At 58.8% G+C, this 22,297-nt stretch carries 21 protein-coding genes; 13 read left to right on the top strand and 8 right to left on the bottom strand.

The features are described 5' to 3' along the window. The first annotated feature begins 255 nt into the window (after positions 1-255). Genes IAE48_RS23495 through IAE48_RS23475 form a run of 5 tightly spaced genes read left to right on the top strand, consistent with a single transcriptional unit; the run spans position 256 to position 5,113 of the window. Positions 256-1,569 (top strand): MFS transporter, encoded by a 1,314-nt coding sequence (locus IAE48_RS23495; RefSeq protein ID WP_076769971.1) that lies wholly within the window; start codon positions 256-258, stop codon positions 1,567-1,569. A 17-nt stretch (positions 1,570-1,586) separates the two neighbouring features. Beyond that, positions 1,587-2,750, top strand: a complete 1,164-nt coding sequence (locus IAE48_RS23490) for a mandelate racemase/muconate lactonizing enzyme family protein (protein WP_200135728.1) — start codon at positions 1,587-1,589, stop codon at positions 2,748-2,750. Continuing rightward, positions 2,744-3,640 carry a dihydrodipicolinate synthase family protein gene (locus IAE48_RS23485; protein WP_139966161.1) on the top strand — a complete coding sequence of 299 codons (897 nt, stop codon included), beginning with the start codon at positions 2,744-2,746 and terminating at the stop codon, positions 3,638-3,640. Before IAE48_RS23490 ends, IAE48_RS23485 begins: the two co-directional genes overlap by 7 nt. After that, positions 3,637-4,530, top strand: coding sequence for a 2-dehydro-3-deoxygalactonokinase (locus IAE48_RS23480; RefSeq protein ID WP_200135727.1), 894 nt, complete (start codon positions 3,637-3,639; stop codon positions 4,528-4,530). The genes IAE48_RS23485 and IAE48_RS23480 overlap by 4 nt, the downstream gene beginning before the upstream one ends. Next, entirely contained in the window at positions 4,520-5,113 is a 594-nt protein-coding gene (locus tag IAE48_RS23475) for a bifunctional 4-hydroxy-2-oxoglutarate aldolase/2-dehydro-3-deoxy-phosphogluconate aldolase (RefSeq protein ID WP_200135726.1), read from the top strand. Before IAE48_RS23480 ends, IAE48_RS23475 begins: the two co-directional genes overlap by 11 nt. On the opposite strand, the gene IAE48_RS23470 is transcribed toward IAE48_RS23475, so the two are convergent. Next, positions 5,096-5,794 (bottom strand): helix-turn-helix domain-containing protein, encoded by a 699-nt coding sequence (locus IAE48_RS23470; protein WP_094419701.1) that lies wholly within the window; start codon positions 5,792-5,794, stop codon positions 5,096-5,098. The genes IAE48_RS23475 and IAE48_RS23470 overlap by 18 nt on opposite strands. 356 nt (positions 5,795-6,150) lie before the next feature. On the opposite strand from IAE48_RS23470, the gene IAE48_RS23465 reads away from it, so the two are divergent. Then, complete coding sequence (locus IAE48_RS23465) at positions 6,151-6,657, top strand: ferritin-like domain-containing protein (RefSeq protein ID WP_042712274.1); 507 nt, start codon at positions 6,151-6,153, stop codon at positions 6,655-6,657. A 24-nt stretch (positions 6,658-6,681) separates the two neighbouring features. Then, complete coding sequence (locus IAE48_RS23460; RefSeq protein WP_023479276.1) at positions 6,682-7,560, top strand: manganese catalase family protein; 879 nt, start codon at positions 6,682-6,684, stop codon at positions 7,558-7,560. Positions 7,561-7,605: 45 nt separating this feature from the next. Here IAE48_RS23460 and IAE48_RS23455 read toward each other — a convergent pair whose 3' ends face one another. Then, on the bottom strand, positions 7,606-8,439 hold the full coding sequence (locus IAE48_RS23455) for an MBL fold metallo-hydrolase (protein ID WP_200135725.1): 834 nt from the start codon (positions 8,437-8,439) through the stop codon (positions 7,606-7,608). A gap of 17 nt (positions 8,440-8,456) precedes the next feature. Then, entirely contained in the window at positions 8,457-9,206 is a 750-nt protein-coding gene (locus tag IAE48_RS23450) for an OBAP family protein (protein ID WP_094419698.1), read from the bottom strand. A gap of 263 nt (positions 9,207-9,469) precedes the next feature. Here IAE48_RS23450 and katG point away from each other — a divergent pair, with 263 nt between their 5' ends. Then, the gene (gene katG, locus IAE48_RS23445) at positions 9,470-11,659 is read left to right on the top strand and encodes a catalase/peroxidase HPI (RefSeq protein ID WP_200135724.1); all 2,190 of its coding nucleotides are present in this window, start codon (positions 9,470-9,472) and stop codon (positions 11,657-11,659) included. A 228-nt stretch (positions 11,660-11,887) separates the two neighbouring features. Here the strand turns inward: katG and IAE48_RS23440 are convergent, their stop codons facing one another. From IAE48_RS23440 to fdhF, 5 genes are all read right to left on the bottom strand, one after another. Then, positions 11,888-12,097, bottom strand: a complete 210-nt coding sequence (locus tag IAE48_RS23440) for a hypothetical protein (protein WP_034812560.1) — start codon at positions 12,095-12,097, stop codon at positions 11,888-11,890. Positions 12,098-12,165: 68 nt separating this feature from the next. Continuing rightward, a complete protein-coding gene (locus tag IAE48_RS23435) occupies positions 12,166-13,152 on the bottom strand; it encodes a cytochrome d ubiquinol oxidase subunit II (RefSeq protein ID WP_200135723.1) in 987 nt (328 codons plus the stop codon). 1 nt (position 13,153) lies between these two features. Beyond that, positions 13,154-14,533, bottom strand: coding sequence for a cytochrome ubiquinol oxidase subunit I (locus tag IAE48_RS23430; protein ID WP_200135722.1), 1,380 nt, complete (start codon positions 14,531-14,533; stop codon positions 13,154-13,156). Next, positions 14,533-15,012 (bottom strand): DUF1641 domain-containing protein, encoded by a 480-nt coding sequence (locus IAE48_RS23425; protein WP_042713783.1) that lies wholly within the window; start codon positions 15,010-15,012, stop codon positions 14,533-14,535. Before IAE48_RS23425 ends, IAE48_RS23430 begins: the two co-directional genes overlap by 1 nt. Then, positions 15,012-17,984 (bottom strand): formate dehydrogenase subunit alpha, encoded by a 2,973-nt coding sequence (fdhF, locus tag IAE48_RS23420; RefSeq protein WP_200135721.1) that lies wholly within the window; start codon positions 17,982-17,984, stop codon positions 15,012-15,014. Before fdhF ends, IAE48_RS23425 begins: the two co-directional genes overlap by 1 nt. 531 nt (positions 17,985-18,515) lie before the next feature. On the opposite strand from fdhF, the gene IAE48_RS23415 reads away from it, so the two are divergent. The 5 genes from IAE48_RS23415 to gap all read left to right on the top strand — a co-directional run bounded on the left by IAE48_RS23415 (position 18,516) and on the right by gap (position 22,123). Beyond that, positions 18,516-18,701, top strand: a complete 186-nt coding sequence (locus IAE48_RS23415) for a general stress protein (protein ID WP_034812569.1) — start codon at positions 18,516-18,518, stop codon at positions 18,699-18,701. Positions 18,702-18,801: 100 nt separating this feature from the next. After that, positions 18,802-19,299: a ferritin-like domain-containing protein gene (locus tag IAE48_RS23410; protein ID WP_034812573.1), complete on the top strand. Its 498-nt coding sequence runs from the start codon at positions 18,802-18,804 to the stop codon at positions 19,297-19,299. Between the two features lie 381 nt (positions 19,300-19,680). After that, positions 19,681-19,938, top strand: coding sequence for a hypothetical protein (locus IAE48_RS23405; protein ID WP_200135720.1), 258 nt, complete (start codon positions 19,681-19,683; stop codon positions 19,936-19,938). A 115-nt stretch (positions 19,939-20,053) separates the two neighbouring features. After that, entirely contained in the window at positions 20,054-21,034 is a 981-nt protein-coding gene (locus tag IAE48_RS23400) for a GlxA family transcriptional regulator (protein WP_200135719.1), read from the top strand. Positions 21,035-21,112: 78 nt separating this feature from the next. Next, positions 21,113-22,123: a type I glyceraldehyde-3-phosphate dehydrogenase gene (gap, locus tag IAE48_RS23395; RefSeq protein WP_200135718.1), complete on the top strand. Its 1,011-nt coding sequence runs from the start codon at positions 21,113-21,115 to the stop codon at positions 22,121-22,123. Positions 22,124-22,297: the final 174 nt, after the last annotated feature.

Here is a 22,297-nt window from a genome sequence, read left to right as displayed (position 1 = left end):
GAACGGAACCCTTCCACCAATGCCACATACCAGGCCCATTGCCGGATGGCGGCTTTCGCCTTATCCGGCCTACAAAAGCGAATCGCATCGGCTCATGCGCTTAATCCATTGCTTCACTATATGAAGCACTTTTCCGCCGCAATCTTTGATAAGCCTCACGCAACACAACACGCCGCTCGCCTGCACGCTTTCGATGCCCAACACTCCCTGCACGATAACAACAACGCAGATACCCTACTCACTACGGGAGGCTCAATGGAGCACACCACCTCACAGCCCTACGACGGCACAGAGCAGAAAGTTCCCGCCCGCCGCACCGCGAAAATCATGCTTTCGGCGGGCGTCGGGCACTTTATCGAATGGTTCGACTTCGGCCTTTACGGCACGCTGGCGGCGATCATCGCCAGCAACTTCTTTGTCAGCGACGATCCGGCGATCGGCCTGCTGAAATCCTTCGCCGTCTTCGGCTCCGGCTTCTTAATGCGCCCGCTCGGCGGCCTCTTCTTCGGCTCAATGGGCGACCGCCAGGGGCGGCGCAAAGTGCTGGTGACGGTGATCGTTATCACCTCCATCTCCACCTTTGTGATGGGCATTTTGCCCACCTTCCAGCAGGCCGGGATCATCGCGCCAATCCTGCTGGTGCTCACCCGCCTGGTGCAGGGCTTCGCCGCCGGGGGTGAAAGCTCTGGTGTTATCACTTATCTCGCCGAAAGCGCACCGCCGCACCGCCGTGCGACGCTCACCTGCTGGAGCGAAAACTTCAGCTTTATGGCCTTTGTCTGCGGCTCCGGGCTGGTGCTGCTGCTCACCCATACCCTCGGCGAAGCAACGATGAACGACTGGGGCTGGCGCATTCCCTTCCTGCTTGCCGCCCCGCTTGGCCTCGGTGGGCTCTATATGCGCCGCAATATGGAAGACTCTGCCGAGTTCCATAAGCTGAAAGCCAGCGGCAAAATCGAAGCCTCACCGCTGCGGAAAACCCTCTCCACCTCAATGACCGCCCTGCTGTTTTGCACCGGCTTTGTAGTGGTGAAAGCGGTAAGCAGCTGGGTGCTGCAATCCTTTATGCCGGGTTATCTCTCCACCCACCTGCACTACAGCCGCACCGACTCTTATCTCATCACCACCCTCGGGCTGCTGAGTGTGGCGATCTGTATGCCACTCACCGGCTATCTCTCGGATCGCTGGGGCCGACGCCCGCTAATGTTAATGGGCTGTGGTGGCTTCATTCTTTTCACCTGGCCGGCGATGCTGCTGATGAGCCAGGGATCGGTCGGCGCCTCGATTGCCGCTATGAGTCTGCTCGGCGTGTTTGTCGCCATGTTTAACGGCGGCTGCGGCGCGGCGATGGTTGAGCTGTTCCCGACCGCCATCCGCTACGGCAGCATCGCCATCGCCTACAACCTCACGGTTGCCGTCTTTGGCGGCGTAACGCCGTTCGCCTCGGCGGGGCTTATCACCCTGACCGGCGACCCGCTCTCCCCGGCGTGGTACGTAATGGGCACTGCGCTTATCTCTTTTATTGTCGTGTGGATCGCCAAAGAGACCGCCGGCAAAGTTCTCGATTAACCTGACCTGGAGTTGTCATGAAGATCAGCCGTATCGACTGTTTTCCGCTCAAAATCACCACGCCGCAGCCCTATCTCGGCGGCGAGGTGAAGGCGAGCGACAGCGATTATTACTACCGCCCGGAGTACCGCTGCGTCTATTCACGCAAGATGGAGACCTGTCTGGTCAAAATCACCACCGACAGCGGCCACGTCGGCTGGGGCGAAGCCCTCGCCCCCGTCGTGCCGCAGGTGATCGCCGAGCTAATTACGCAGCTCTTTGCGCCGCTGTTAACCGGCCAGTCGCCCTTTGCCAGCCAGGTGCTGAATGCGCGGATGTATGACGCAATGCGCGATCGCGGCCATATCACCGGGTATCACATTGACGCGCTGGCGGCGGTGGATATTGCGCTGTGGGATCTGAAAGGCCAGATCCTCAAGCAGCCGGTTTACCAGCTGCTTGGTGGCGCATTCCGCGATCAGATCCCCTGCTATGTCTCCGGTCTGCCGGAGCCGGATCTTCCGGCGCGCTGCGCGCTGGCGTTGCGCTGGCAGCAGAAAGGCTTCAACGCCATCAAGCTGGCGCTCGGCTACGGCGTGCAGCAGGACATTGAGAATGTGCGCGCCATTCGTGACACTCTCGGCCCGCAAGCCAGCCTCTTTCTTGATGCCCACTGGAACTACAGCGTGGCGCAGGCGGCAGAGCTTGCCAATGCGCTGCATCCTCTCGGCGTCGGCTTTCTTGAAGCGCCGCTGCTGCCGGAGGATATCGCCGGGCATCGCGAGCTGCGGGCCAAAAGCCCGCTGCCGATTGCGCTGGGCGAAACCGAACGCACCCGTTACCAGTTCAAGCCGTTTATTGAACAGCGGGCGATGGACATTGTGCAGCCGGACGTCGGGCGCACCGGCATTACCGAGCTGATGCATATCGCCTCCCTTGCGCAGACCTGGAATTTGCAGGTCGCGCCACACCTGAGCGTCGGCCTCGGGCCCTGCATTGCCGCGTCGATCCACGTCGCCGCCGCGCTGCCGAATCTCTTTATGCTCGAGTATCAGCCGCCGGTGTTTGAGCTTGCCAACCAGTTGCTCGATACGCCGCTGGTGTGCGAAGCGGGTCACTACACGCTGCCGCAGGGCGCGGGACTGGGAATTGCAATTAATGAAGCGCGGGTGCGCGAATCGGTAATGGGGGTCACATGTTAAAGGGTAATGTGCCAATTCTGGCGACGGCGTTTGATGAGCATGGTGCGGTGGATTTCGGCTCCATCGAGAAGTTAGTGAAATTTCTGCTGGCCCAGGGGATCGACGGGCTGGCGCTGTTTGGCAATGCGTCGGAAGGTTATGCGCTAACGACCGGGGAAAAAGAGGCGCTGTTTGCCTGTGTGAAACGTCTGACCGGCGCGTTGCCCCTTATTGCTGCCGCAGGTGGTGCCTCGGCGGTGGTGGCGATTGAAGATATTCAGCGCGTGCAGCGCTGGGGGGCGCAGGTGGCGATGGTCAACCCGCCGTCGGTAGTAAAACCCGGCCCGCAGGAGATCTACAACTTCTGGCGCGATATCTGCTCCGCCTGTGACATTGACATCATGGTGCAGGATGCGCCGCTGATGACCGGGGTGAACATCCCGGTGCCGACGCTGGTGAAGCTGTGCGAAGATTTCCCCTCCATCAAATACATCAAGGTCGAGCAACCGCCGACCACGCTGAAGATCAGCGCGCTTAAGCAGGCGCTCGGCGATCGCGTGGGGCTGTTTGGCGGCCTGAATGGCGGTTTTCTCTATGAGGAGCTGCGCCGGGGCATTATCGGCACCATGCCCGCCTGCGAATTCCCGGAGGTGATTAATGCCATTCTTCACGCCTGGCAGCACGACAAACAGGAAGCGCAGGCGATTTTCTACCGCTACCTCCCCTTCCTGCGCTACGGCGTGCAGCCGGGGCTGGGTGTCGCCATCCACAAAACCGTGCTGCACCAGGCGGGCATTTTCGCCACCGATGTGGTGCGTGAACCGGCCAAAGAACTTGATGAGGCAACGCGTGACGAACTGCGCGATTTGACCCGTGCCCTGCCGCTGGCGGTGCTGGAGGCGAGCCGATGAACTACATCGCGGTGGACTGGGGCAGCAGCAATTTCCGCGCCCTCAGCGTGCGTAACGGCGAGGTGTTTCGCAGCGTTGAGGCCGAATGCGGCGTCGGCAAATGCGCGCGCGAGGCGCTGCCGGATATTCTGCGCGAACAGCTGCTGCGCCTCGAAGAGGGGTGGGATGAGACGCTACCGGTACTGTTATGCGGCATGGTCGGTAGCAATATCGGCCTCGCCGACGCGGGCTATCTGGCGCTGCCGCTCAGTTTTGCCCAGTTAACGGCAAAAGGTCGCGCGCTGCCGGGCATTCTGCCCAACCCCGTCACGCTGCGTCCTGGTATTTGCGACCGGCGGGTGATGGAGATCTGCCGCGGGGAGGAGATGCAGCTTGCCGGTGCGCTGACCCTGACCACCAGCCAGACCTTCGCCGCCGTCGGCACCCACAGCAAATGGCTGACGGTCAACCGTGCGCGGCAGCAGGTGGAGAGCCTGCGCACCCTGATGACCGGCGAGCTGTGGAACCTGGTGCTCAACCACTCGATTGTCGGCAAAGGGCTGCCAGCGCAGTCGGCATCCGACGAGGCGTTTCTGCGCGGCGTGACCACTGCCCAACACGTTGAGTCCGGCGAGACGACGCTGGTGAGCGAGCTGTTTCGCTGTCGCGGGCACTATATTCTCGGCGATCTTGACCCGGCCGCAGCCGGTGCATGGCTGTCGGGTTTACTTATCGCCCATGAGATCCTGCAGGGCCACCCGCGCCATGAGGCGGTCTGCTTTATTGGCAGCCGCGCGTTGCTGCCGCGCTATGCCCTCGCCTGCGAGGCGCTCGATCTCCCCTTCACCACCCTTGAGGCGGAGCAGGCGCTGATCGCCGGGCTGAATGAGGTATTCCGTGATGAAGCCTGAGCAGATTGTCGCCATCCTGCGCGGGATCGAACCCGCCGGGTGCATCGAACAGGTGGCTTGCCTGCGCGATCACGGCATTACCACCATTGAGATCACTACTAACTCGCCGCAGTGGGAGAGCAGCATTACGCGGGTAGCCTCGGTGTTTGGCGACACCATCACGCTCGGCGCAGGCACCGTGCTGACCGCCCAGCAGGTGACGGCGTGCCGCGCGGCCGGGGCGCAGTTTATCCTGACGCCAAACCTCGACGCCCGCGTGGTTGAGGCAGCGCAGCAGCAGGGGCTGCGCGTCTGCGCCGGGGTGTTCAGCAGCAGTGAAATTTTTCGCGCCTGCGAACTGGGGGTGGATGTGCTGAAAATCTTCCCTGCTTCAGCGCTGCCGCTCAACTTTCCGCAGATGATCAAAGGCCCGCTCTCGCAGGCCGTGCCCTTCTCTGCCGTCGGTGGCGTCGATGTCACTAATGCGGCGGCTTATCTCGCCCACTACGACAGTGTTGGAATTGGCTCATCGCTCTATAAACCGGGGCAGACGGCGGCGGTGACTGCGCAGCGCTGCCAGCAGTTATTACACCGGGGGGAGTGATTCGCCGCTGATCTTGCGCGCGGCGGAGATGAGAAACTGGCGCAGGGTGTCGATATTGACCTTGTCGCCGCCAATATTGGAGAGCGCAATTGCCGCCTGCATGCCCGGAATGATGCAGGCCAGCCGGTAATCCCCCGGCGCCCACGCCTTGCCAAACACCTGGTGCTGGCGCGCCTGCTCAATATCCTGCTGCAGAAGATGGTAATCGTGGATGCCGATACGGTTGATGATCTCCTCATCGCTGAGGGTGGCGAGCAGCTTGATGCCAATCACCGAATCGCGCACCGGCCACGACTCATAATTGCCAATCGCGCGGGCGATGCTTTTGCCGCCGCGCGTATGCAGCAGGTAAACCACCTGATTGCCGCTCAGCACGCCAATCACAATCGAGACGTTATGGCTGCCCGTCTCCTCAAGCATCTCCAGCGCGGCGGTATAAAAAGCGGAGTGATGGATCGCGCTGGCGGAGAGGCGGTGGATGCCCATACCGAGGCGATATTTGCGCTTCGCATCCTGCTGCACCATCTCTAATGCCAGCAAGGTTTGCATCAGGCGCGTCACTTTCGCCGAGTCCAGCGCCAGCTCGCGCCCAATCTCACGAATGCCAAACGCGCGGTTGCCGGTCGCCAGTAAATTCAGACAGCGAAACGCGTCAAATACCGTACTGTTTAATTTCGTCATTCTTATATTCTCTGCCGCTTCGCTTATTTGCGCTGCTCAAGCATAACCCGCTTTGAGATTGTTCTCAAACTCGGCGTAATAAGGGTTTTTTCGCTGCCTAATTTGACTAAAGAGCAGTTCCGGCTAGTTTTATTTGTGGGTGCGAAAAAACTTCGCTTAATAATGAGATGAGTTTTTAGATCATAGGGAAATTATTATTAGCTGATGACTTGCACATATTTAAATTAACGACTAAGCGAATCATTCCCGGTTCGTTATTCGAAACAATCATCACTGCAAAAATATTTTCTGTGCTACAGCGAAACGCTGGCACACAATTCCCCTTACGCGAAAACGACGAAGAGAAGGATTACATTATGACACCTCAAGAAAACTATCATGACTGGTTACGTGATGCCCACGCGATGGAAAAACAGGCTGAGTCGATGCTGAAGTCCATGAGCGAGCGTATCGATAACTACCCGGATCTGCGTTCCCGCATTGCCCAGCATTTAACCGAAACGCAGGGCCAGATCCAATTACTTGAAGAAGTTATGGATCGCAATAATATTAATCGTTCGGTAATGAAAGATGCCACCAGCAAAATGGCCGCGATGGGTCAGGCTTTCGGCGGAATGTTTGCACCGGATGAAGTCGTTAAAGGTTCCATCAGCAGCTATGTCTTCGAGCAATTTGAGATTGCCTGTTACACCTCCCTTATCACCGCAGCGGAAAAAGCCGGCGATATTGCCAGCGTAGATATTTTCAAACGCATTCTTGCTGAAGAAGTGGCCATGGCGGAATGGGCGCTCAATCATATTCCGGACGTTACCGCACAATTCCTGCTGCGCAGCGATGCGGATGGCGTAGAAGCGAAAAAATAATTATTAGAATTCAGGAGGCAAGCAATGTTTCGTCACGTAAAACAACTGCAATATACGGTTCGCGTTAGCGAGCCAAACCCGGGTCTCGCCAATCTGCTGCTTGAGCAGTTTGGCGGACCGCAGGGCGAACTGGCCGCGGCGTGCCGCTACTTCACTCAGGGTCTGGGTGATGACGATGCCGGGCGTAAAGAGATGCTGATGGATATCGCGACCGAAGAACTCAGCCACCTCGAAATTATCGGCTCGCTGGTCGGTATGCTGAACAAAGGCGCGAAAGGCGCGCTGGCGGAAGGCACCGAGAGCGAAGCGGAACTCTATCGCTCCCTGACCCAGAGCGGTAACGACAGCCATGTCACCTCCCTGCTTTACGGCGGTGGCCCGGCGCTGACCAACTCTGCGGGTAAACCGTGGACGGCGTCCTATATCGACACCATCGGCGAAGTGACAGCCGATCTGCGCTCCAACATTGCCGCCGAAGCGCGGGCAAAAATCATCTATGAGCGCCTGATCAACCTTACCGACGATCCGGGTGTGAAAGATGCGCTCGGCTTCCTGATGACCCGTGAAGTGGCGCATATGATGTCGTTTGAAAAAGCGCTCTACTCAATTCGCAACAACTTTCCGCCAGGAAAACTGCCGCCAATTGAGCAGTACAGCAACGTCTACTACAACATGTCGGAAGGTGACGATCCGCGCGGCAGCTGGAACAGCGACGAGAACTTTGAGTATGTTGCCAATCCGCAGCCAGCCGTTGATGGCGGTGATGGTCTGATCACAGTACAGCTGACGCCAGAACAGCTGGCGATGGTGAAAGCGATGAGCGACCGCACCATGTCTGACCCGTCCGTTGAACCGATTACCGGTTTTGAACTGGGAACCGGCGAACCGAAGTCGAAAAAGTAATTCTGCTTACGGTTAATAAACACACCCCCTGCGGGGTGTGTTTTTTTATGCCCTGCCCTGCTGCAATGCACGCAGCTCGAGCGCATCGTGGCTGCAAAAGAGCGTCAGATCCGCTTGATGGGTGCAGGAGAGTTCCCGCAGGCGCTGCTGGTTAACGCGGCGCGCCTGATTGTCCATTCCCATCATCCACTGGTAAAAACGCAGCCCCGGCGTGCAGTGGCGTTCAGGACGCCCCATCTCTTCACGATAGAACCACGCATCCCCGCCGTGCAACAGCCACCCTTCCGGGCGCTGGATCGCCACACCCGCATGTCCCGGCGTGTGCCCGGCAAGGGGGACCAGCAGGATCTCCGGCGGCAGGCCATGCAGCGCTGTCACCGCCTCGAAACCAAACCAGCTTTCGCCCTGCGCCGCGTAACCGTGCCAGCCGGAGCGCGCGCTCCACTGGCCTGGCCGGTAACGCTCGCGCTGAAGCCAGCTGTGGCGCTGCTGGGCGGTGTCGATCTCCTGCTGCATCAGGTGTACCTGCGCATGGGGGAAGTCGGTCAGGCCACCGGCATGGTCAAAGTCGAGATGGGTCAGCACGATATGGCGGACATCTTCCGCCTTAAAGCCGAGCGCCTGAATGCGCGACAGCGCGGTCAGCTCCTCGCGGCGCTGGATGTTATTCATCAGGCGAAAGAAGCCCGACAGACGGCGCTGTGGGGCCTGCATATCCTCGCGGCCAAAACCGGTATCGACCAGCACCAGCCCGTCGCATTCGGTCTCGATCAGCAGACAGTGGCAGACCAGGTGCGCATGCAGCCCTTTACTGAAGCCGTCATACAGCGCGCCGCCGAGCGGGCACATGCACCCACAGTTAAGGTGATGGACGATCATCGTGACCTCCCGAAAAGTCAGTGAGAATGGGCTGCGCTTTCAGAGACCGGGACGACGCGAAGCTGTACCGCCTTCCCCTGCTCCCAGGCATCTGCCCCTTTGGCGACAGGGTTAGCCGGTAGATCGGCGCGCTCGGCTTTAATCTCTTCGGTATTGATATCGAAGCGGCGATCGCGGTCGACCAGCAGCGCCGGGTTGAGCTGCCCGTCGGCGGTAAAGCCCATCATCAGCGCCGGTGTGCCAAGCGGCAGGGTTTTATCGCGATCCGTGTGCCAGGTGTGGAAGGTTTTGCCGTAGGTGTTGACGATTTTGCTCATCAGCGCCTTATCCGCCACCGCAGGCAGACCCGGCGCAACCAGGCTGCCGGATTTCACCTCATAGCGATGGCTGTGCCAGAGCTTCTTCTCTTCCGCTGGCAGGGTTTTGAACAGCCGTTCGCTGATGATGTACTCCACGCCCATCAGGCGCGCATCGCGGGTATTGCCGTCGTAGATCACCGCCTGCATCACATCTTCATTTAACACGGTGACATAGTGGTGCGCCTCCATCTGCCCCTTCTGATTGCCGCTGTAGAAGTGGAAACCGTCGAGATAAGTGCTGATGGCGTCAATCGGTGGGCGGGACTGCATCACCGCCGCGCCGCTCTCCAGCGTCTGTAATTTACCCGAGGTTTTTTCACCGGGGATCGGCGTTTGCGGCGGGGTGTTATTGGCGTTGCATCCGGCAAGAGCGAGGGGAAGTACGAGGTACAGGGCCAGCCTTTTCATTGTCTCTCCTTTGATCATGATCTGGAGTTATGAGGGTAGTCCATTGCGGCTATTCAGCCAGTGAAAAAGGCAAATCAGATCGGCGCAAACGCAGCGGTGGCGCGGGCTGCACGATATATCCCCATCCATAACCGGGGAGTGTGCCGCTGAGCAGTCTGTTTTCTAAGAAAGGTATTAACTATCAAATCCGTAGATTCATCCAAGTACCTTTAAATATGGCGGCGAGATATCGTAACGGCATACGTAAGCCAATGGAGCCAGTTATGAGCACGTCAGACGAGACTAACCGCGATGCCGGAATGGGCAAATGCCCGTTTCATCATGAAGCCAGCAAGCCGGAAACGAAAAGCAGCGGCCCTACCACCAACCGTGACTGGTGGCCGAACCAGCTGCGTGTCGATCTGTTAAATCAGCACTCCAGCCGCTCGAACCCGCTGGGCGAGCAGTTCAACTACCGTGAAGCCTTTAAACAACTCGATTACAGCGCCCTGAAAGCCGATATTCGCGGCGTGCTCACCGACTCCCAGGCGTGGTGGCCCGCAGACTGGGGCAGCTACATTGGTCTCTTTATTCGTATGGCCTGGCACAGCGCCGGCACCTACCGCACCGTTGACGGACGCGGCGGCTCTGGCCGTGGTCAGCAGCGTTTCGCCCCGCTCAACTCCTGGCCTGATAACGTTAGCCTCGACAAAGCCCGCCGCCTGCTGTGGCCGGTGAAACAGAAGTATGGGCAGCAGATCTCCTGGGCCGATTTGATGATCCTCGCCGGTAACGTTGCGCTGGAGAACTCCGGCTTCCGTACCTTTGGTTTTGGCGCAGGCCGCGAAGATGTCTGGGAACCGGATATGGACGTGGACTGGGGCAGCGAGAAGGAGTGGCTGACCCACCGCCACCCGGAAAGCCTGGCGCAGGCCGCCATTGGCGCGACCGAGATGGGGCTGATTTACGTCAACCCGGAAGGGCCAAACGCCAGCGGGGAACCGATCTCCGCGGCCGCCGCGATCCGTGCGACCTTTGGCAACATGGGTATGAATGACGAAGAGACCGTGGCGCTGATCGCAGGTGGTCATACGCTGGGCAAAACCCACGGTGCGGCCCATGCGCCGGATTATGTCGGAGCTGACCCGGAGACTGCGCCGCTGGAAGCGCAGGGGCTTGGCTGGAGCAGCAGTTATGGTAGCGGCGTTGGCGCAGATGCCATCACCTCCGGGCTGGAAGTGGCGTGGACGCAAACCCCGACGCAGTGGAGCCACTACTTCTTCGAGAACCTGTTCAAATATGAGTGGGTGCAGACCCGCAGCCCGGGCGGCGCAATCCAGTTTGAAGCGGTCGATGCCGAAGCGGTGATCCCGGATCCGTTCGACCCGGAGAAGAAACGCAAACCGACGATGCTGGTGACTGACCTGACCCTGCGCTTCGACCCGGAGTTTGAAAAAATCTCCCGCCGCTTCCTTAACGATCCGCAGGCGTTCAACGAAGCGTTTGCCCGCGCGTGGTTCAAACTGACCCACCGCGATATGGGGCCGAAATCACGCTACATTGGCCCGGAAGTACCGAAAGAAGATCTGATCTGGCAGGATCCGCTGCCGGCGGCAGTGCATCAGCCAAACGGTGCTGATATTGCCAGCCTGAAAGCGGCGATTGCCGAATCTGGCCTGTCGGTGAGCGAGCTGGTCTCTGTCGCCTGGGCATCGGCCTCCACCTTCCGTGGTGGCGACAAACGCGGCGGTGCTAACGGCGCGCGTCTGGCGCTGGCCCCGCAGAATGGCTGGGAAGTGAATGCCATTGCGGCGAAAGCGCTGCCTGCCCTGCAAAGCATTCAGCAGACCTCCGGCAAAGCGTCGCTGGCGGATGTGATTGTGCTGGCAGGTGTGGTTGGGGTGGAAAAAGCGGCAGCCGCTGCCGGGGTGCAGATCACCGTTCCCTTCACGCCAGGCCGCGTGGATGCGCGTCAGGATCAGACCGACGTTGACTCCTTTGCTTTAATGGAGCCGCTGGCCGATGGTTTCCGCAACTATCGCCGCGTCTGGGATGGCGTCAGCACCGAAACGCTGCTGGTGGATAAAGCCCAGCAGCTGACCTTGACCGCGCCGGAGATGACCGCGCTGGTTGGCGGCCTGCGTGCGCTGGGTGCCAACTATGATGGCAGCAAACACGGCGTCTTTACCGACAACGTGGGCGTGCTGAACACCGACTTCTTCGTCAATCTGCTCGATATGCGCACCGTCTGGCAGGCGAGCGACGACAAAGGCGAACTGTTTGACGGCCGCGATCGTCGCAGCGGTGAGGTGAAATTTACCGCTACCCGCGCCGACCTGGTGTTTGGCTCCAACTCGGTGCTGCGCGCCCTGGCGGAAGTCTATGCCAGCGCTGACGGTAAAGAGAAGTTTGTCACCGACTTCGTCGCCGCCTGGACGAAAGTGATGAATCTGGATCGCTTCGACCTGCTGTAAGCTTGCTTAACCGTACACGCCTGCGCCGCCTGAAAAGGGGCGCAGGCTTTTTTATGGCAAAAAAATCCCGGCAGGCTGCCGGGAAAAGTGTGTGATAACGAGTTAAGTGCGGCGGCAAAGCAGCCGCCAAAAATTCGGGTAACAACAGATCAAGCCGCAGGCTTTTCGGCAGGCTTGCGGTCATTAAAAGGGATGATTGTCACGCCGGTGTGACAGTTGCGTGGCATTTTAGCCCGAGGTGTGGGAAGTCTCCTGCTCCAGCGTCAGCACAAAATGGCGATCGTGGCGTTCGATTTTCGCCCCGCTCAAACCATAGTTGGTGGTTAACATAAAAAAGGTATCGGCATCGACATCAAATGCCAGCTCGACCTGCTGATATTTGCCCGATGTCGCCATCTGATACGCCTGTTTCAGGTTGTACGCTTTTGCTCTGGACATAAAGCCCTCTCCGCGTAGTGCCGTTGTAGAAACCATCGCCCCTATTCTTATAGACTGCTTTTGCCAAACTAGCCGCCAATTTTTCCACTAAATAACCGAAATCCCCATGTGTTGTAGAGCAGCGTCACCGGCACCAGCAGGCCATAACTTATCAGCAGGAATTTTTGCGTGGCAGGCGGTGCCGCCGCCTGGCTGAGAGTAAGATGCGCCGGCACGATCCACGGAAAGAGCGTGAAGGCGAGCAGGCAAAACGCCACGCTGACCATCACCAGCACGCCGAGCAGCGGCAAAAAATCGCGCCCTTTGCGCAGGCCAACAATAAACAGCGCCATGCCCGCAAGGACCACCGCAAGAGATGGCCCCCACAAGAACGGGTTGAGCAGATGCTGCCGCCAGCTCTCCTGTAACTGCGCGCACCACACCAGCAGGCCTGCAATCATCACCAGGCCGATTAGCGCCAGCCACGGCAACATGCGTCGCGCCCATGTGCGCAGTTCACCTGTCATGCGCCACACCAGCCAGCCCGCGCCGAGCCACGCATAGCCCAGCACCAGCGCCACGCCGCAGTAAAGGGGGAAAGGCCGCAGCCACTCAAACCCGGTACCGGTAAACTGCTGCCCGTCGGTAGCGATCCCCTGCATCAGCGCGCCGACCACCACGCCCTGCGCCAGCGCAGTGAGGAGCGAGCCGCTAAAAAGCATGGCGTCGAAAAGCCGTGGCGCATGGGGGCGAAACTCAATCGCCATGCCGCGCACCACCAGCGCCAGCATCATCACAAACAGCGGAATATAGAGCGCGCTCAGCACAATGCCATACGCCAGCGGAAAGAGGCCGAGCAGGCCACCCGCCGTCAGCACCAGCCAGGTTTCATTCCCGTCCCACACCGGCAGCAGCGAAAGGTTAATATCCTGCCGCGCCTGCGCATTTCGCTGAAAGGCGGTCAGGATCCCGGCACCGAGATCGGTGCCATCAAGTAGCACGTAGATCAGCAGACTGCCCGCCAGCGCCACGGCGGAAAGCGTTTCAAGCCAGGGAAAACCGAGGATGGTTAACATATTACTGCGCCCCCTTGCCGCTACGCTGCGCCACTTCCGGTGCCGCGCCCGGCTCATCCTCAGTGGGCAGGTGCAACATCAGTTTGAGTAAAAACCACAGGCCGAGGGCGAAGACCAGTAAATAGACCAGCACGGTGGCAATAAGCGAGCCGAGCACCAGTTGCCCGCTGATGGGCGAGACGCTATCCACGGTGCGCAGCACGCTGTACACGGTCCACGGCTGGCGTCCGGTCTCCGTGACCCACCAGCCAGCGAGCATCGCCACAAAGCCTGCCGGGGCCATCAGCACCATCACACGGTGTAGCCAGCGTGCCTGCCACAACCTGCCGCGCAGGCGCACCACCAGCCCCGCAATGCCGGTTGCCACCATCAGCAGGCCGAGGCCAACCATCAGGCGAAAGGCCCAGAACACCCCAGGCACCCACGGCAGATCTGCCGCCGGATACTGGTTCAACGTATGGATGCGCCCCTGCAAATTGTGCCGCAGATAGAGCGAGCCAATATTGGGGATGGCGACTTCGTAATGGTTACGCCGCGCATGCATATCCGGCAGCGCAAAGAGGCGCAGCGGTTCACCTTCGCCCGCAGGCGGCGGATCCCACGCGCCCTCCATTGCCGCCAGTTTGATCGGTTGATGATCGCGGGTGTTCTCGCCATGCAGATCGCCCAGCACCACCTGCATGGGTGCCAGCAGCACCAGCATCCACATCGCCAGCGAGAACATTTTGCGGGCAGGCAGAGCGCGTGCGTCGCGCAGCAGATGCCATGCGCCGCAGGCCGCCACCAGGCAGGCGGTGCCGAGCAGCGCCGCCACCGTCATATGCGCCAGCCGCCACGGGAAGGAGGGGTTGAAAATAGCCGCCCACCAGTCGACGGGCAGAAAACGCCCGTCGGCGGCCAGCGTATAGCCATCCGGCGTCTGCATCCATGAGTTGGCCGCAAGGATCCAGAAGGCGCTGAACAGCGTACCAATGGCGACAATGGTGGTAGCCATAAAGTGCACCCACGGGCGCACCCGGCCCATGCCGAAGAGCATCACCCCCATAAACCCCGCTTCGAGGAAGAAGGCGACGAGGATCTCCATATACATCATCGGCCCGAGTATCGCCCCGGCGCGGCTGGAGAGTGCGCTCCAGTTGGTGCCAAAAACAAACTCCATCACCACGCCGGTGACCACACCGACCGCCACGTTAAGGGCGAAGATCTTGCTCCAGTAGCGCCAGAGCGAGAGCCACACTGGCTGCCTGCGCCACAGCCACATCCCTTCCAGAAACATCAGAAACAGCGCGAGGCCGAGGGTAAAAGCCGCCAGCACAATATGAAAGCCGATGGTGAAGGCAAACTGGCTGCGCGCCAGCAGCAGAGCGAACTCCTGGCTCATTACGCGTCGCTGGGTTTGCCGGTGAAGGCGGAGATCGGTTTATCCACCGGCTCCTCCATGCGCCGCGAAAAAGCTTTCAGCCCCTGTAATAGCGGCTGCACGGCACCCCACAACTCATCGTCCTGCAACATTTTCCACACGCCGTGCACGCCAGGCGCTTTATGCTGCTCCTGCGACGGCGGCTGGCTGAAGGCCTCTGCCATGTCGCGCAGGCCAAAGGCCAGCTTGTACATCTTGTCCGGCGAGACGCTGGAGAGCGCCATCAGCAGCACCGAGATATTTTGCAGGGCGTTGAGCGTCCCTTCGCGCTGCAGGCCCTTTACTAACACCTCGGCGATTTCGTTATTGGCACCAACCACATCGTTGGCGAGGCGCAGCACGCCATGTTTATGCAGCGTCTGGAGTAAACGCTCCAGCTCTTCATGGGCGTCGGGGCCGATTTTGGCCGGCTCCGGCTGATAATCAATTGCTTTAGCCATTAAAATTTCTCCGGATGGGGTTCGCTTGCGGGGGGCTGGCGGTAGTCGTCGCGCTGCCACTTCTCTTCGACAGGCACCTTATCAATCGGCGTGCGGCTGCCGTGGCGGAAATTGTGTTTTGGTAGCGGGTCAGGCAGTGGCGGGCGATCGAGCAGCGTCAGGCGCACCGCCAGCTCTTTATAGGCCGGGGTATTCACCTGCGGATCGTGGTGCTCGCCGGTAAGGATATTGACGCCATCCTTGCCGTGATGAATAGGAATAAAGAGTTCATTACCCGCCACGCGATCGGTGATCACCACCGGCACGTCGATCTCACCGCGTCGGGAGGTAAGCTTCACCCAGCTTCCCTCCTGCAACCCGCGCGCGGCGGCAAGGGTCGGGCTGACCTCCACAAACCAGTTTGGCGACAGGCTGGTGGTGCGCCCGCCCTGCCCGCTCTGGTTGGTGGACTGGAAATGCTCCAGCATGCGGCCATTGTTAAGATGCAGATCGTACTCGTCATCGGCACGCTCTTCCGGCGCACTCCAGCTCAGGGGGTAGAGATTGGCGCGGCCATCCGGCGTGTTAAAGCGCTCGGTATAGAGCAGCGGCGTGCTGCTGCCATCCGCCTTCACCGGCCAGATTTGCGACTTCCACCCGTCAAGGCGCTGATAGCTGACGCCCGCGAAGCTCTGCGCAATGCTCGCGGCCTCATGCATAATCTCCTGCGGGTGTTGATACCCCCAGTCATAGCCCATACGCGCGGCCAGTTGGGTAAGGATCTGCCAGTCCGGGCGGCTGTCGCCGAGCGTCGGCATCACCGGGTAGAAGCGCTGGATGCGCCGCTCGGTATTGACAAAGCTGCCCTCTTTTTCCACGCTCGGGCAGCCGGGCAGCACCACGTCGGCAAACTGCGCGGTGCGGCTGAGAAAGAGATCCTGCACCACCAGAAAGTCGAGTTCAGTGAAGCCTTCATGCACACTGTGGGCATCGGCATCTGCAAAGGCGGTATCTTCACCGATCACATACATGGCGCGGATCTGCTTTTCGCGCGCCATCTTCACCATCATAAAGTTGTCCTCCCCCACCTCCAGCGAGAGCCGTTCCGCTGGCACGCCCCAGGCGTTGGCCCATTTCGCGCGCACGGCGGGATCGCTGACGGACTCATAGCCGGGGTAGAAGTTTTTCAGGCAGCCGAAATCGCTCGCCCCCTGCACATTATTATGTCCGCGCATCGGATAGCCGCCAGTGCCCGGCCGCCCGTAATTACCGGTCACCAATAACAGGTTGGAGAGCGCGGTGCTGGCATCCGCACCGTGGCTGTGCTGCGTGATCCCCATCGCCCACATAATGCAGACACGCCCGGCCTTGCCGATCATCTCGGCGGCGCGGGTGAGGAGATCGTGCGGCAGTCCGGTCTGCTCAGCGGCAAAGTCGAGGGTAAACGGCGCGAGCGACTGGCGGTACTCCTCCACCTTGTTGACCCGGTTGGCGAGAAACGCTTCATCGGCATAGCCGTTATCAAACATGTAACGCGACATGGCGCTGGCCCAGGCGAGATCGCTTCCGGGCTGAATGCGCAGATGTAGATCGGCGCGCCCGGCCATTTCGTGGCGACGCGGATCGACCACCAGCCACTGCTGCCCATGGTGCTTTTTCGCCGCTTTCAGACGTGAGGCGATCACCGGGTGGTTTTCGGCGGTGTTGCTGCCAACAATGATCACCAGATCGGCCTTGATAAGATCCTCGATGGTACCGGCATCGCCGCCGTAGCCAACGGTGCGGAACAGCCCTTCGGTCGCCGGGTTCTGGCAGTAGCGGGAGGAGTTATCAACGCTGTTGGTGCCAATAATCGCGCGGGCGATTTTCTGCGTCAGATAAGCCTCTTCATTGCTGCCTTTGCTGGAGCCGATAAAACCGATGCTCTCTGCGCCAAAGTTATCCCGGATGGAGAGCAGGCGTTTCGCCACCAGATCGAGCGCCTCATCCCAGCTTGCCGGGCGGAAGCGCCCGTTTTCGCGGATCAGCGGTGTGGTGATGCGCTCCGGGCTGTTGATAAAATCCCATGCGAATTTGCCCTTCACGCAGGTGGAGATGCTGTTGACCGGCGCTTCAACGCTCGGCTGCACCTTTAACAGGTGGCGATCGCGGGTCCACATCTCGAAGGAGCAGCCGACGCCGCAGTAGGTGCAGACGGTTTTGGTGCGTTTAATCTCCTGCTGGCGCAGATGGGTGTCGATCACCGAGACGCCGGAAATAATTTCTGCCCCGGTGGAGTTCTCGAGGGTTTTGATGATGTCAATCAGCGGGCGCTTCAGGGACTGGCGCATCGAAGTGAACGGCCCGGCGTCGGGCTGCATGCTCTTCTCCATCAGCGCATTACAGGGGCAGACCGTCACGCAGTGCCCACAGCTGACACAGCTGGAACCGGCAATCTGCGTGCCGCCGTCCCACAACACGCGCGGGTGCTCCATGGTGTAATCGATGCTCAGGGTCTCATTCACTTCAACATTCTGGCAGGCATCCACACAGCGGCCGCAGAGAATGCACTGATCGGGATCGTAGGTGTAAAAGGGGTTGGAGTGATCTTTGACATAGGGTTTGCGCTCAAAGGCATAGCGCTGAATCGGGATATGCATATCCACCACGGTGTTATGCAGCGTGCAGTCGCCGGTGTTGTGTTCGCAGACGGTGCAGTAGAGTTCATGTTTTGCCAGCAGGCGATTCATCCCCTCTTCGCGCGCCGCGCGGGCCGGTTCGTTCGCTGAATTAATCACCATCCCTTCGCGGCTACGTAGCGTGCAGCCGCGTACCAGCTCGCCTTCCGATTCCACCCAGCAGACATCGCAGGTTTGCAGCGGATCGAGCGCCGGGTGGTAACAGACGTGGGGCAGTTTCACATTACAGTGTTCAAGGAAGGGGATCAGCGGCATGTCCGCCGGGCCAATAAGGGGCTTACCATCATAAATGACGGTACATTTTTGCAGGCTCATGTTACTTCCTCACCAATAAAGGGCTGTACGTCCACTCCCGGTGCAATCGACCGCGCGTAACATTGCGCCTCGTCGCCCCTGTTCGGGTGGCGTATCGGTTATTAAGGTTTAAACGTAGACCCTGCCGCCCCGCTGAGCCAAACGGCCACGATATATTTATTCGTAAGCCTAAGATTTCTCTCAAAACCATAAGCAAAAATGATATATCTCACCCTTTCGAACGTAAATTTTTGTCAAAAAAAGCGCAGCGCAAGAATGTTTTGTGACAATCAACGCCGATAGTTTCGTGGGTTATTATTCGGATTGAGTTTTACTTTTCGCTAAGTCACTTATTTTAAAGATGCCTTTCAGATGACCGTTTGGTCTAATTAAAATATATCCTCTTAAACGATATTATATTTTTGTTAATTCCCGCCTTCCCCCTGCCGTTTGACTATTCCACAAGCGGGTCTAAATTTAATGACGAACGCCGGCGACACTGCTCACAAATAAAGTGTCGTTACACTGAAACAACGAAACAGGAGAAATATTATGGCTGAACATCGTGGTGGCTCAGGTAATTTCGCCGAGAATCGTGAAAAGGCATCAGAAGCAGGCCGCAAAGGCGGTCAACAGAGCGGCGGTAATTTCAAAAACGATCCGCAGCGCGCTTCCGAAGCAGGTAAAAAAGGCGGCCAGAATAGCCACAGCGGCGGCCGTAAATCCGGCAATAACTAATATTGCTGTGACGGAATAATTACTGCTTTGAAATTAAAGATTAATAACTGGCGAGCCAGCGATGGCTCGCTATTTTTAACGCTATTATTGGGTGGATATTATGCAGATTAATACGCTTAACGACCTTTTTATTCATGGTTTATCCGACATTTACAGCGCTGAGAAGCAGCTGGCGCGCGCACTGACCAAAATGGCGCGCGAAGCCTCTAACGCTGAGCTGGTGCAGGCATTTAAACAGCACCTCGAAGAGACCCATGGTCAGATTGAACGTATCGATATGCTGCTGGAAGCAGAAGCTAACGTGAAACTGAAACGTATGAAATGTCATGCGATGGAAGGTCTGGTTGAAGAAGCGAACGAAGTGATCGAAGCGAGCGAAAAAGGCACCCTGCGCGATGCGGGCCTGATTGCCGCAGCGCAAAAAGTAGAGCACTACGAAATTGCCTCTTACGGCACGCTCTGCACGCTGGCAAAACAGCTGGGCTATAAGAAAGCCGCTGAGCTGCTGGCGCAAACGCTGGAAGAGGAGAAAAATACCGATAATCTCCTGACTAAAATCGCCACCAGCAAAATTAACCAGAAAGCAGAAGTGGAATAATTTTCCGCTTCGTTGTGGCTGATAACTGCTTTAAATGACAGTGAATTAATCTGCGGTCAATTTAAAGGCGTTATCAGCCAAAAGAGTTTGCGAACACCAAGGTAAACGGTACGGCAAAAGTCAGGCAGGGCGAACTCTTGTTATTGCACGATAAATTAACGGCGATAACCTGAGCGGTCATTAACATAAGAATGTCCTAATCCCTTGATTTAGCACTTTGATTAGCCGTACTAAACTATTTCAGGATGCACGGTGTGTTACAGCGGCATCCCTCTTTTACTGGCGTGGTCTTTACGATCACCACTCCTGGAACATATTGCGGCAATGTCGGCACCTCGATTCGCAATCAGACAGGCTGTCGTCACCGATGAGGAACAAGATATGCAACAGAACCTGAAACGTGTAAGGAATGTCCGTGTTAATTCGCGCACCAGCGCCGATCTCGGCTGGCAGGTGCAGGATGAGTTTGAACGTACTCGCCTGGAAAAACCCTTCGTACCGGTACAGGTGGCCGCCAGTAATGAAGACGCAATGCTACGCGCACACCGTGAACCGAAGCTCGATCCGCTCCAGCAATACCTCGTCGCAAGGATGGCAAATCGCCAGCAGGTGCAGGAGCTGGCTGAACAACATGAGTAACAGAGGGTAAAGACCCTCCCGCTACGTGCCTTGCCTGACTTGCCCGGCCTCTATGCGCCGGGCATTTTTATCTCCGCTGGTTGACTTATTTTGTTATCAGCGTACTTTTCAGGACATGAAAACCTTCCTGATTATTGTGCCCGATGGCGGCATGCTGTTTGAATCCGCCGGTATTGCCGACATTCTGATGCAGGCCAATCGCCTGCACCCGGACGGCACCGGTGAACCCCGTTACACCCTGCGTATTGCCACTACCCAACCTCACCCGGTGATCCATGGTCAGTCTGGTTTAAACCTGTTAGCCGACCATCGGCTGCCGGAGATCGATCCGCGCAAGCCCTGGGACACTATTATGATCACCGGTCGCGGTAACGACGAAGAGGAAGGCACGGCGGTGGTGGACTGGCTGCGTCTTGCCGCCCCCCACGCGCGCCGCGTGGTCTCCATCTGCGGCGGCGCGATGCTGCTGGCGCAGGCGGGTCTGCTTGATGGTCGCCGGGCGACAACCCACTGGCGGCTGCTGGAGACGATGCAGCGTTGCTATCCCACTATTACGGTCGAGAGCGGCCCGCTCTATATTCAGGATGGCCCGGTCTGGACCTCCGGCGGCGTCAGCTCCGGGTTCGATCTTACCCTTGCGCTGGTGGAGGAGGATTACGGGTTTACCCTCGCCCGCGATGTGGCGCAGGATCTGGTGATGTATCTGCGCCGCCCCGGCGGGCAACTCCAGTTCAGCCGCTACCATCTGCAACAGGCCGAAAACAGTGGGCCAATCAGCACGCTGCAAAGCTGGATATTGCAAAACCTCGCAGCGGATTTAAGCGTGGAGGCGCTGGCCGAGCAGGTGGCGATGAGCCCGCGCAATTTCACCCGCGTCTTTACCCGCGAAACCGGCATCTCCCCGGCGCGTTATGTTGCCGAAGCGCGCCTTGCCGCCGCGCGCGACAGGCTTGAGCAGAGCCGCGACACGCTGGATCGCATCGCCCTGCAAACCGGCTTTGGCAGCAGCATCAACCTGCGCCGCACCTTTGAGCGCCAGTTGCATCTCACCCCCGGCGAATATCGCCAGCGTTTCCACCGCCGCACTTTGGCGTAAAGTGATCCTTTTTTGTCATTTACGCCAAAAGATGCCAGGCCTACAGTGAATGCAGACCCCGATTGGAAGGAGAGCATCATGGTTAAGGTTGGCATTAATGGTTTTGGCCGTATCGGCCGCAATGTGTTACGCGCTGCACTCGGCAATACCGAGGTCGAGATTGTGGCGATCAACGATCTCACCGACAGTAAAACCCTTGCGCACCTGCTTAAGTACGACTCCCTCTCCGGCACCCTGCCGGTGCCGGTTGAGGCGGGCGAAGGCGAGCTGCGGGTTGATGGCAAAACGATCCGCGTGTTTAGCGAGCGCGATCCGGCAGCGATCCCGTGGCGCGAGGTGGGCGCAGAGATAGTGATCGAAGCGACCGGCTTTTTTACCGACCGTGAGAAAGCGGCGGTACATATCAGCAGCGGCGGCGCAAAGCGGGTGATTATCTCCGCGCCGGGTAAAAACGACGATTTAACCATTGTACTGGGCGTGAACGATGGGCAGTACGATCCGCAAAAACACCTCGTGGTGAGCAACGGTAGCTGCACTACCAACGGCCTGGCTCCCGCCGCCCAGGTGCTGCATCAGCACTTTGGCATTGAGCATGGCCTGATGAACACCACCCATGCTTACACCAACAGCCAGGCGCTGCACGACCAGCCGGAGAAAGATCTGCGCGGTGCGCGTGCGGCGGCGCTCTCAATTGTCCCCTACTCCAGCGGCGCGGCAAAAGCGCTGGGGAAAGTGATCCCGGAACTCGAAGGTCGCCTGACCGGATATTCGTTACGCGTGCCGGTGCCGGTGGTGTCGATTGTTGACCTCACCGTCACCCTGAAGCGCGATGTAACGGCAGATGAAGTAAATAACGCCTTCCGCGAAGCCGCCGCCGCCGGGCCATTGCAAGGGATCCTCGGTTATAGCGATGAGCCGCTGGTCTCCAGTGATTATCAGGGCGATGCGCGTTCATCGATTATCGACGGCCTCTCAACGCTGGTGATTGGCGGCAATATGGTGAAAATCCTCGCCTGGTACGATAACGAGTGGGGATTCTCCAACCGGCTGGTTGAGCTGGCGGCACTGATGGCGAAACGCGGGCTGTAAGCGAATTGCCGGATGGCGGAAATGGGTTGGCATGTTGGATTGGTGGAAGGGTTCCGTTCACCAGGCGCTGGGGAGTTTCATTAACCCCTTATGCGGTGAACGGGACAAGGGAAGCGGCCGCTTCCCTTGTCAATCCCCGCGGCCCCGCGAGGAAATCGGTGCTGCGCACTGCGC

Origin of the sequence: Kosakonia sp. S57, from assembly GCF_016516575.1 — a bacterium.
Classification (GTDB): domain Bacteria; phylum Pseudomonadota; class Gammaproteobacteria; order Enterobacterales; family Enterobacteriaceae; genus Kosakonia; species Kosakonia cowanii.
This window is presented reverse-complemented; position numbering and strand designations above follow the sequence as displayed.

Excerpts from the sequence above, each read along its gene's own strand:
- IAE48_RS23495 (WP_076769971.1), top strand. The coding sequence starts at position 256 with ATGGAGCACACCACCTCACAGCCCTACGACGGCACAGAGCAGAAAGTT.
- IAE48_RS23490 (WP_200135728.1), top strand. The coding sequence starts at position 1,587 with ATGAAGATCAGCCGTATCGACTGTTTTCCGCTCAAAATCACCACGCCG.
- IAE48_RS23485 (WP_139966161.1), top strand. The coding sequence starts at position 2,744 with ATGTTAAAGGGTAATGTGCCAATTCTGGCGACGGCGTTTGATGAGCAT.
- IAE48_RS23480 (WP_200135727.1), top strand. The coding sequence starts at position 3,637 with ATGAACTACATCGCGGTGGACTGGGGCAGCAGCAATTTCCGCGCCCTC.
- IAE48_RS23475 (WP_200135726.1), top strand. The coding sequence starts at position 4,520 with ATGAAGCCTGAGCAGATTGTCGCCATCCTGCGCGGGATCGAACCCGCC.
- IAE48_RS23470 (WP_094419701.1), bottom strand. The coding sequence starts at position 5,794 with ATGACGAAATTAAACAGTACGGTATTTGACGCGTTTCGCTGTCTGAAT.
- IAE48_RS23465 (WP_042712274.1), top strand. The coding sequence starts at position 6,151 with ATGACACCTCAAGAAAACTATCATGACTGGTTACGTGATGCCCACGCG.
- IAE48_RS23460 (WP_023479276.1), top strand. The coding sequence starts at position 6,682 with ATGTTTCGTCACGTAAAACAACTGCAATATACGGTTCGCGTTAGCGAG.
- IAE48_RS23455 (WP_200135725.1), bottom strand. The coding sequence starts at position 8,439 with ATGATCGTCCATCACCTTAACTGTGGGTGCATGTGCCCGCTCGGCGGC.
- IAE48_RS23450 (WP_094419698.1), bottom strand. The coding sequence starts at position 9,206 with ATGAAAAGGCTGGCCCTGTACCTCGTACTTCCCCTCGCTCTTGCCGGA.
- katG (WP_200135724.1), top strand. The coding sequence starts at position 9,470 with ATGAGCACGTCAGACGAGACTAACCGCGATGCCGGAATGGGCAAATGC.
- IAE48_RS23440 (WP_034812560.1), bottom strand. The coding sequence starts at position 12,097 with ATGTCCAGAGCAAAAGCGTACAACCTGAAACAGGCGTATCAGATGGCG.
- IAE48_RS23435 (WP_200135723.1), bottom strand. The coding sequence starts at position 13,152 with ATGTTAACCATCCTCGGTTTTCCCTGGCTTGAAACGCTTTCCGCCGTG.
- IAE48_RS23430 (WP_200135722.1), bottom strand. The coding sequence starts at position 14,533 with ATGAGCCAGGAGTTCGCTCTGCTGCTGGCGCGCAGCCAGTTTGCCTTC.
- IAE48_RS23425 (WP_042713783.1), bottom strand. The coding sequence starts at position 15,012 with ATGGCTAAAGCAATTGATTATCAGCCGGAGCCGGCCAAAATCGGCCCC.
- fdhF (WP_200135721.1), bottom strand. The coding sequence starts at position 17,984 with ATGAGCCTGCAAAAATGTACCGTCATTTATGATGGTAAGCCCCTTATT.
- IAE48_RS23415 (WP_034812569.1), top strand. The coding sequence starts at position 18,516 with ATGGCTGAACATCGTGGTGGCTCAGGTAATTTCGCCGAGAATCGTGAA.
- IAE48_RS23410 (WP_034812573.1), top strand. The coding sequence starts at position 18,802 with ATGCAGATTAATACGCTTAACGACCTTTTTATTCATGGTTTATCCGAC.
- IAE48_RS23405 (WP_200135720.1), top strand. The coding sequence starts at position 19,681 with ATGCAACAGAACCTGAAACGTGTAAGGAATGTCCGTGTTAATTCGCGC.
- IAE48_RS23400 (WP_200135719.1), top strand. The coding sequence starts at position 20,054 with ATGAAAACCTTCCTGATTATTGTGCCCGATGGCGGCATGCTGTTTGAA.
- gap (WP_200135718.1), top strand. The coding sequence starts at position 21,113 with ATGGTTAAGGTTGGCATTAATGGTTTTGGCCGTATCGGCCGCAATGTG.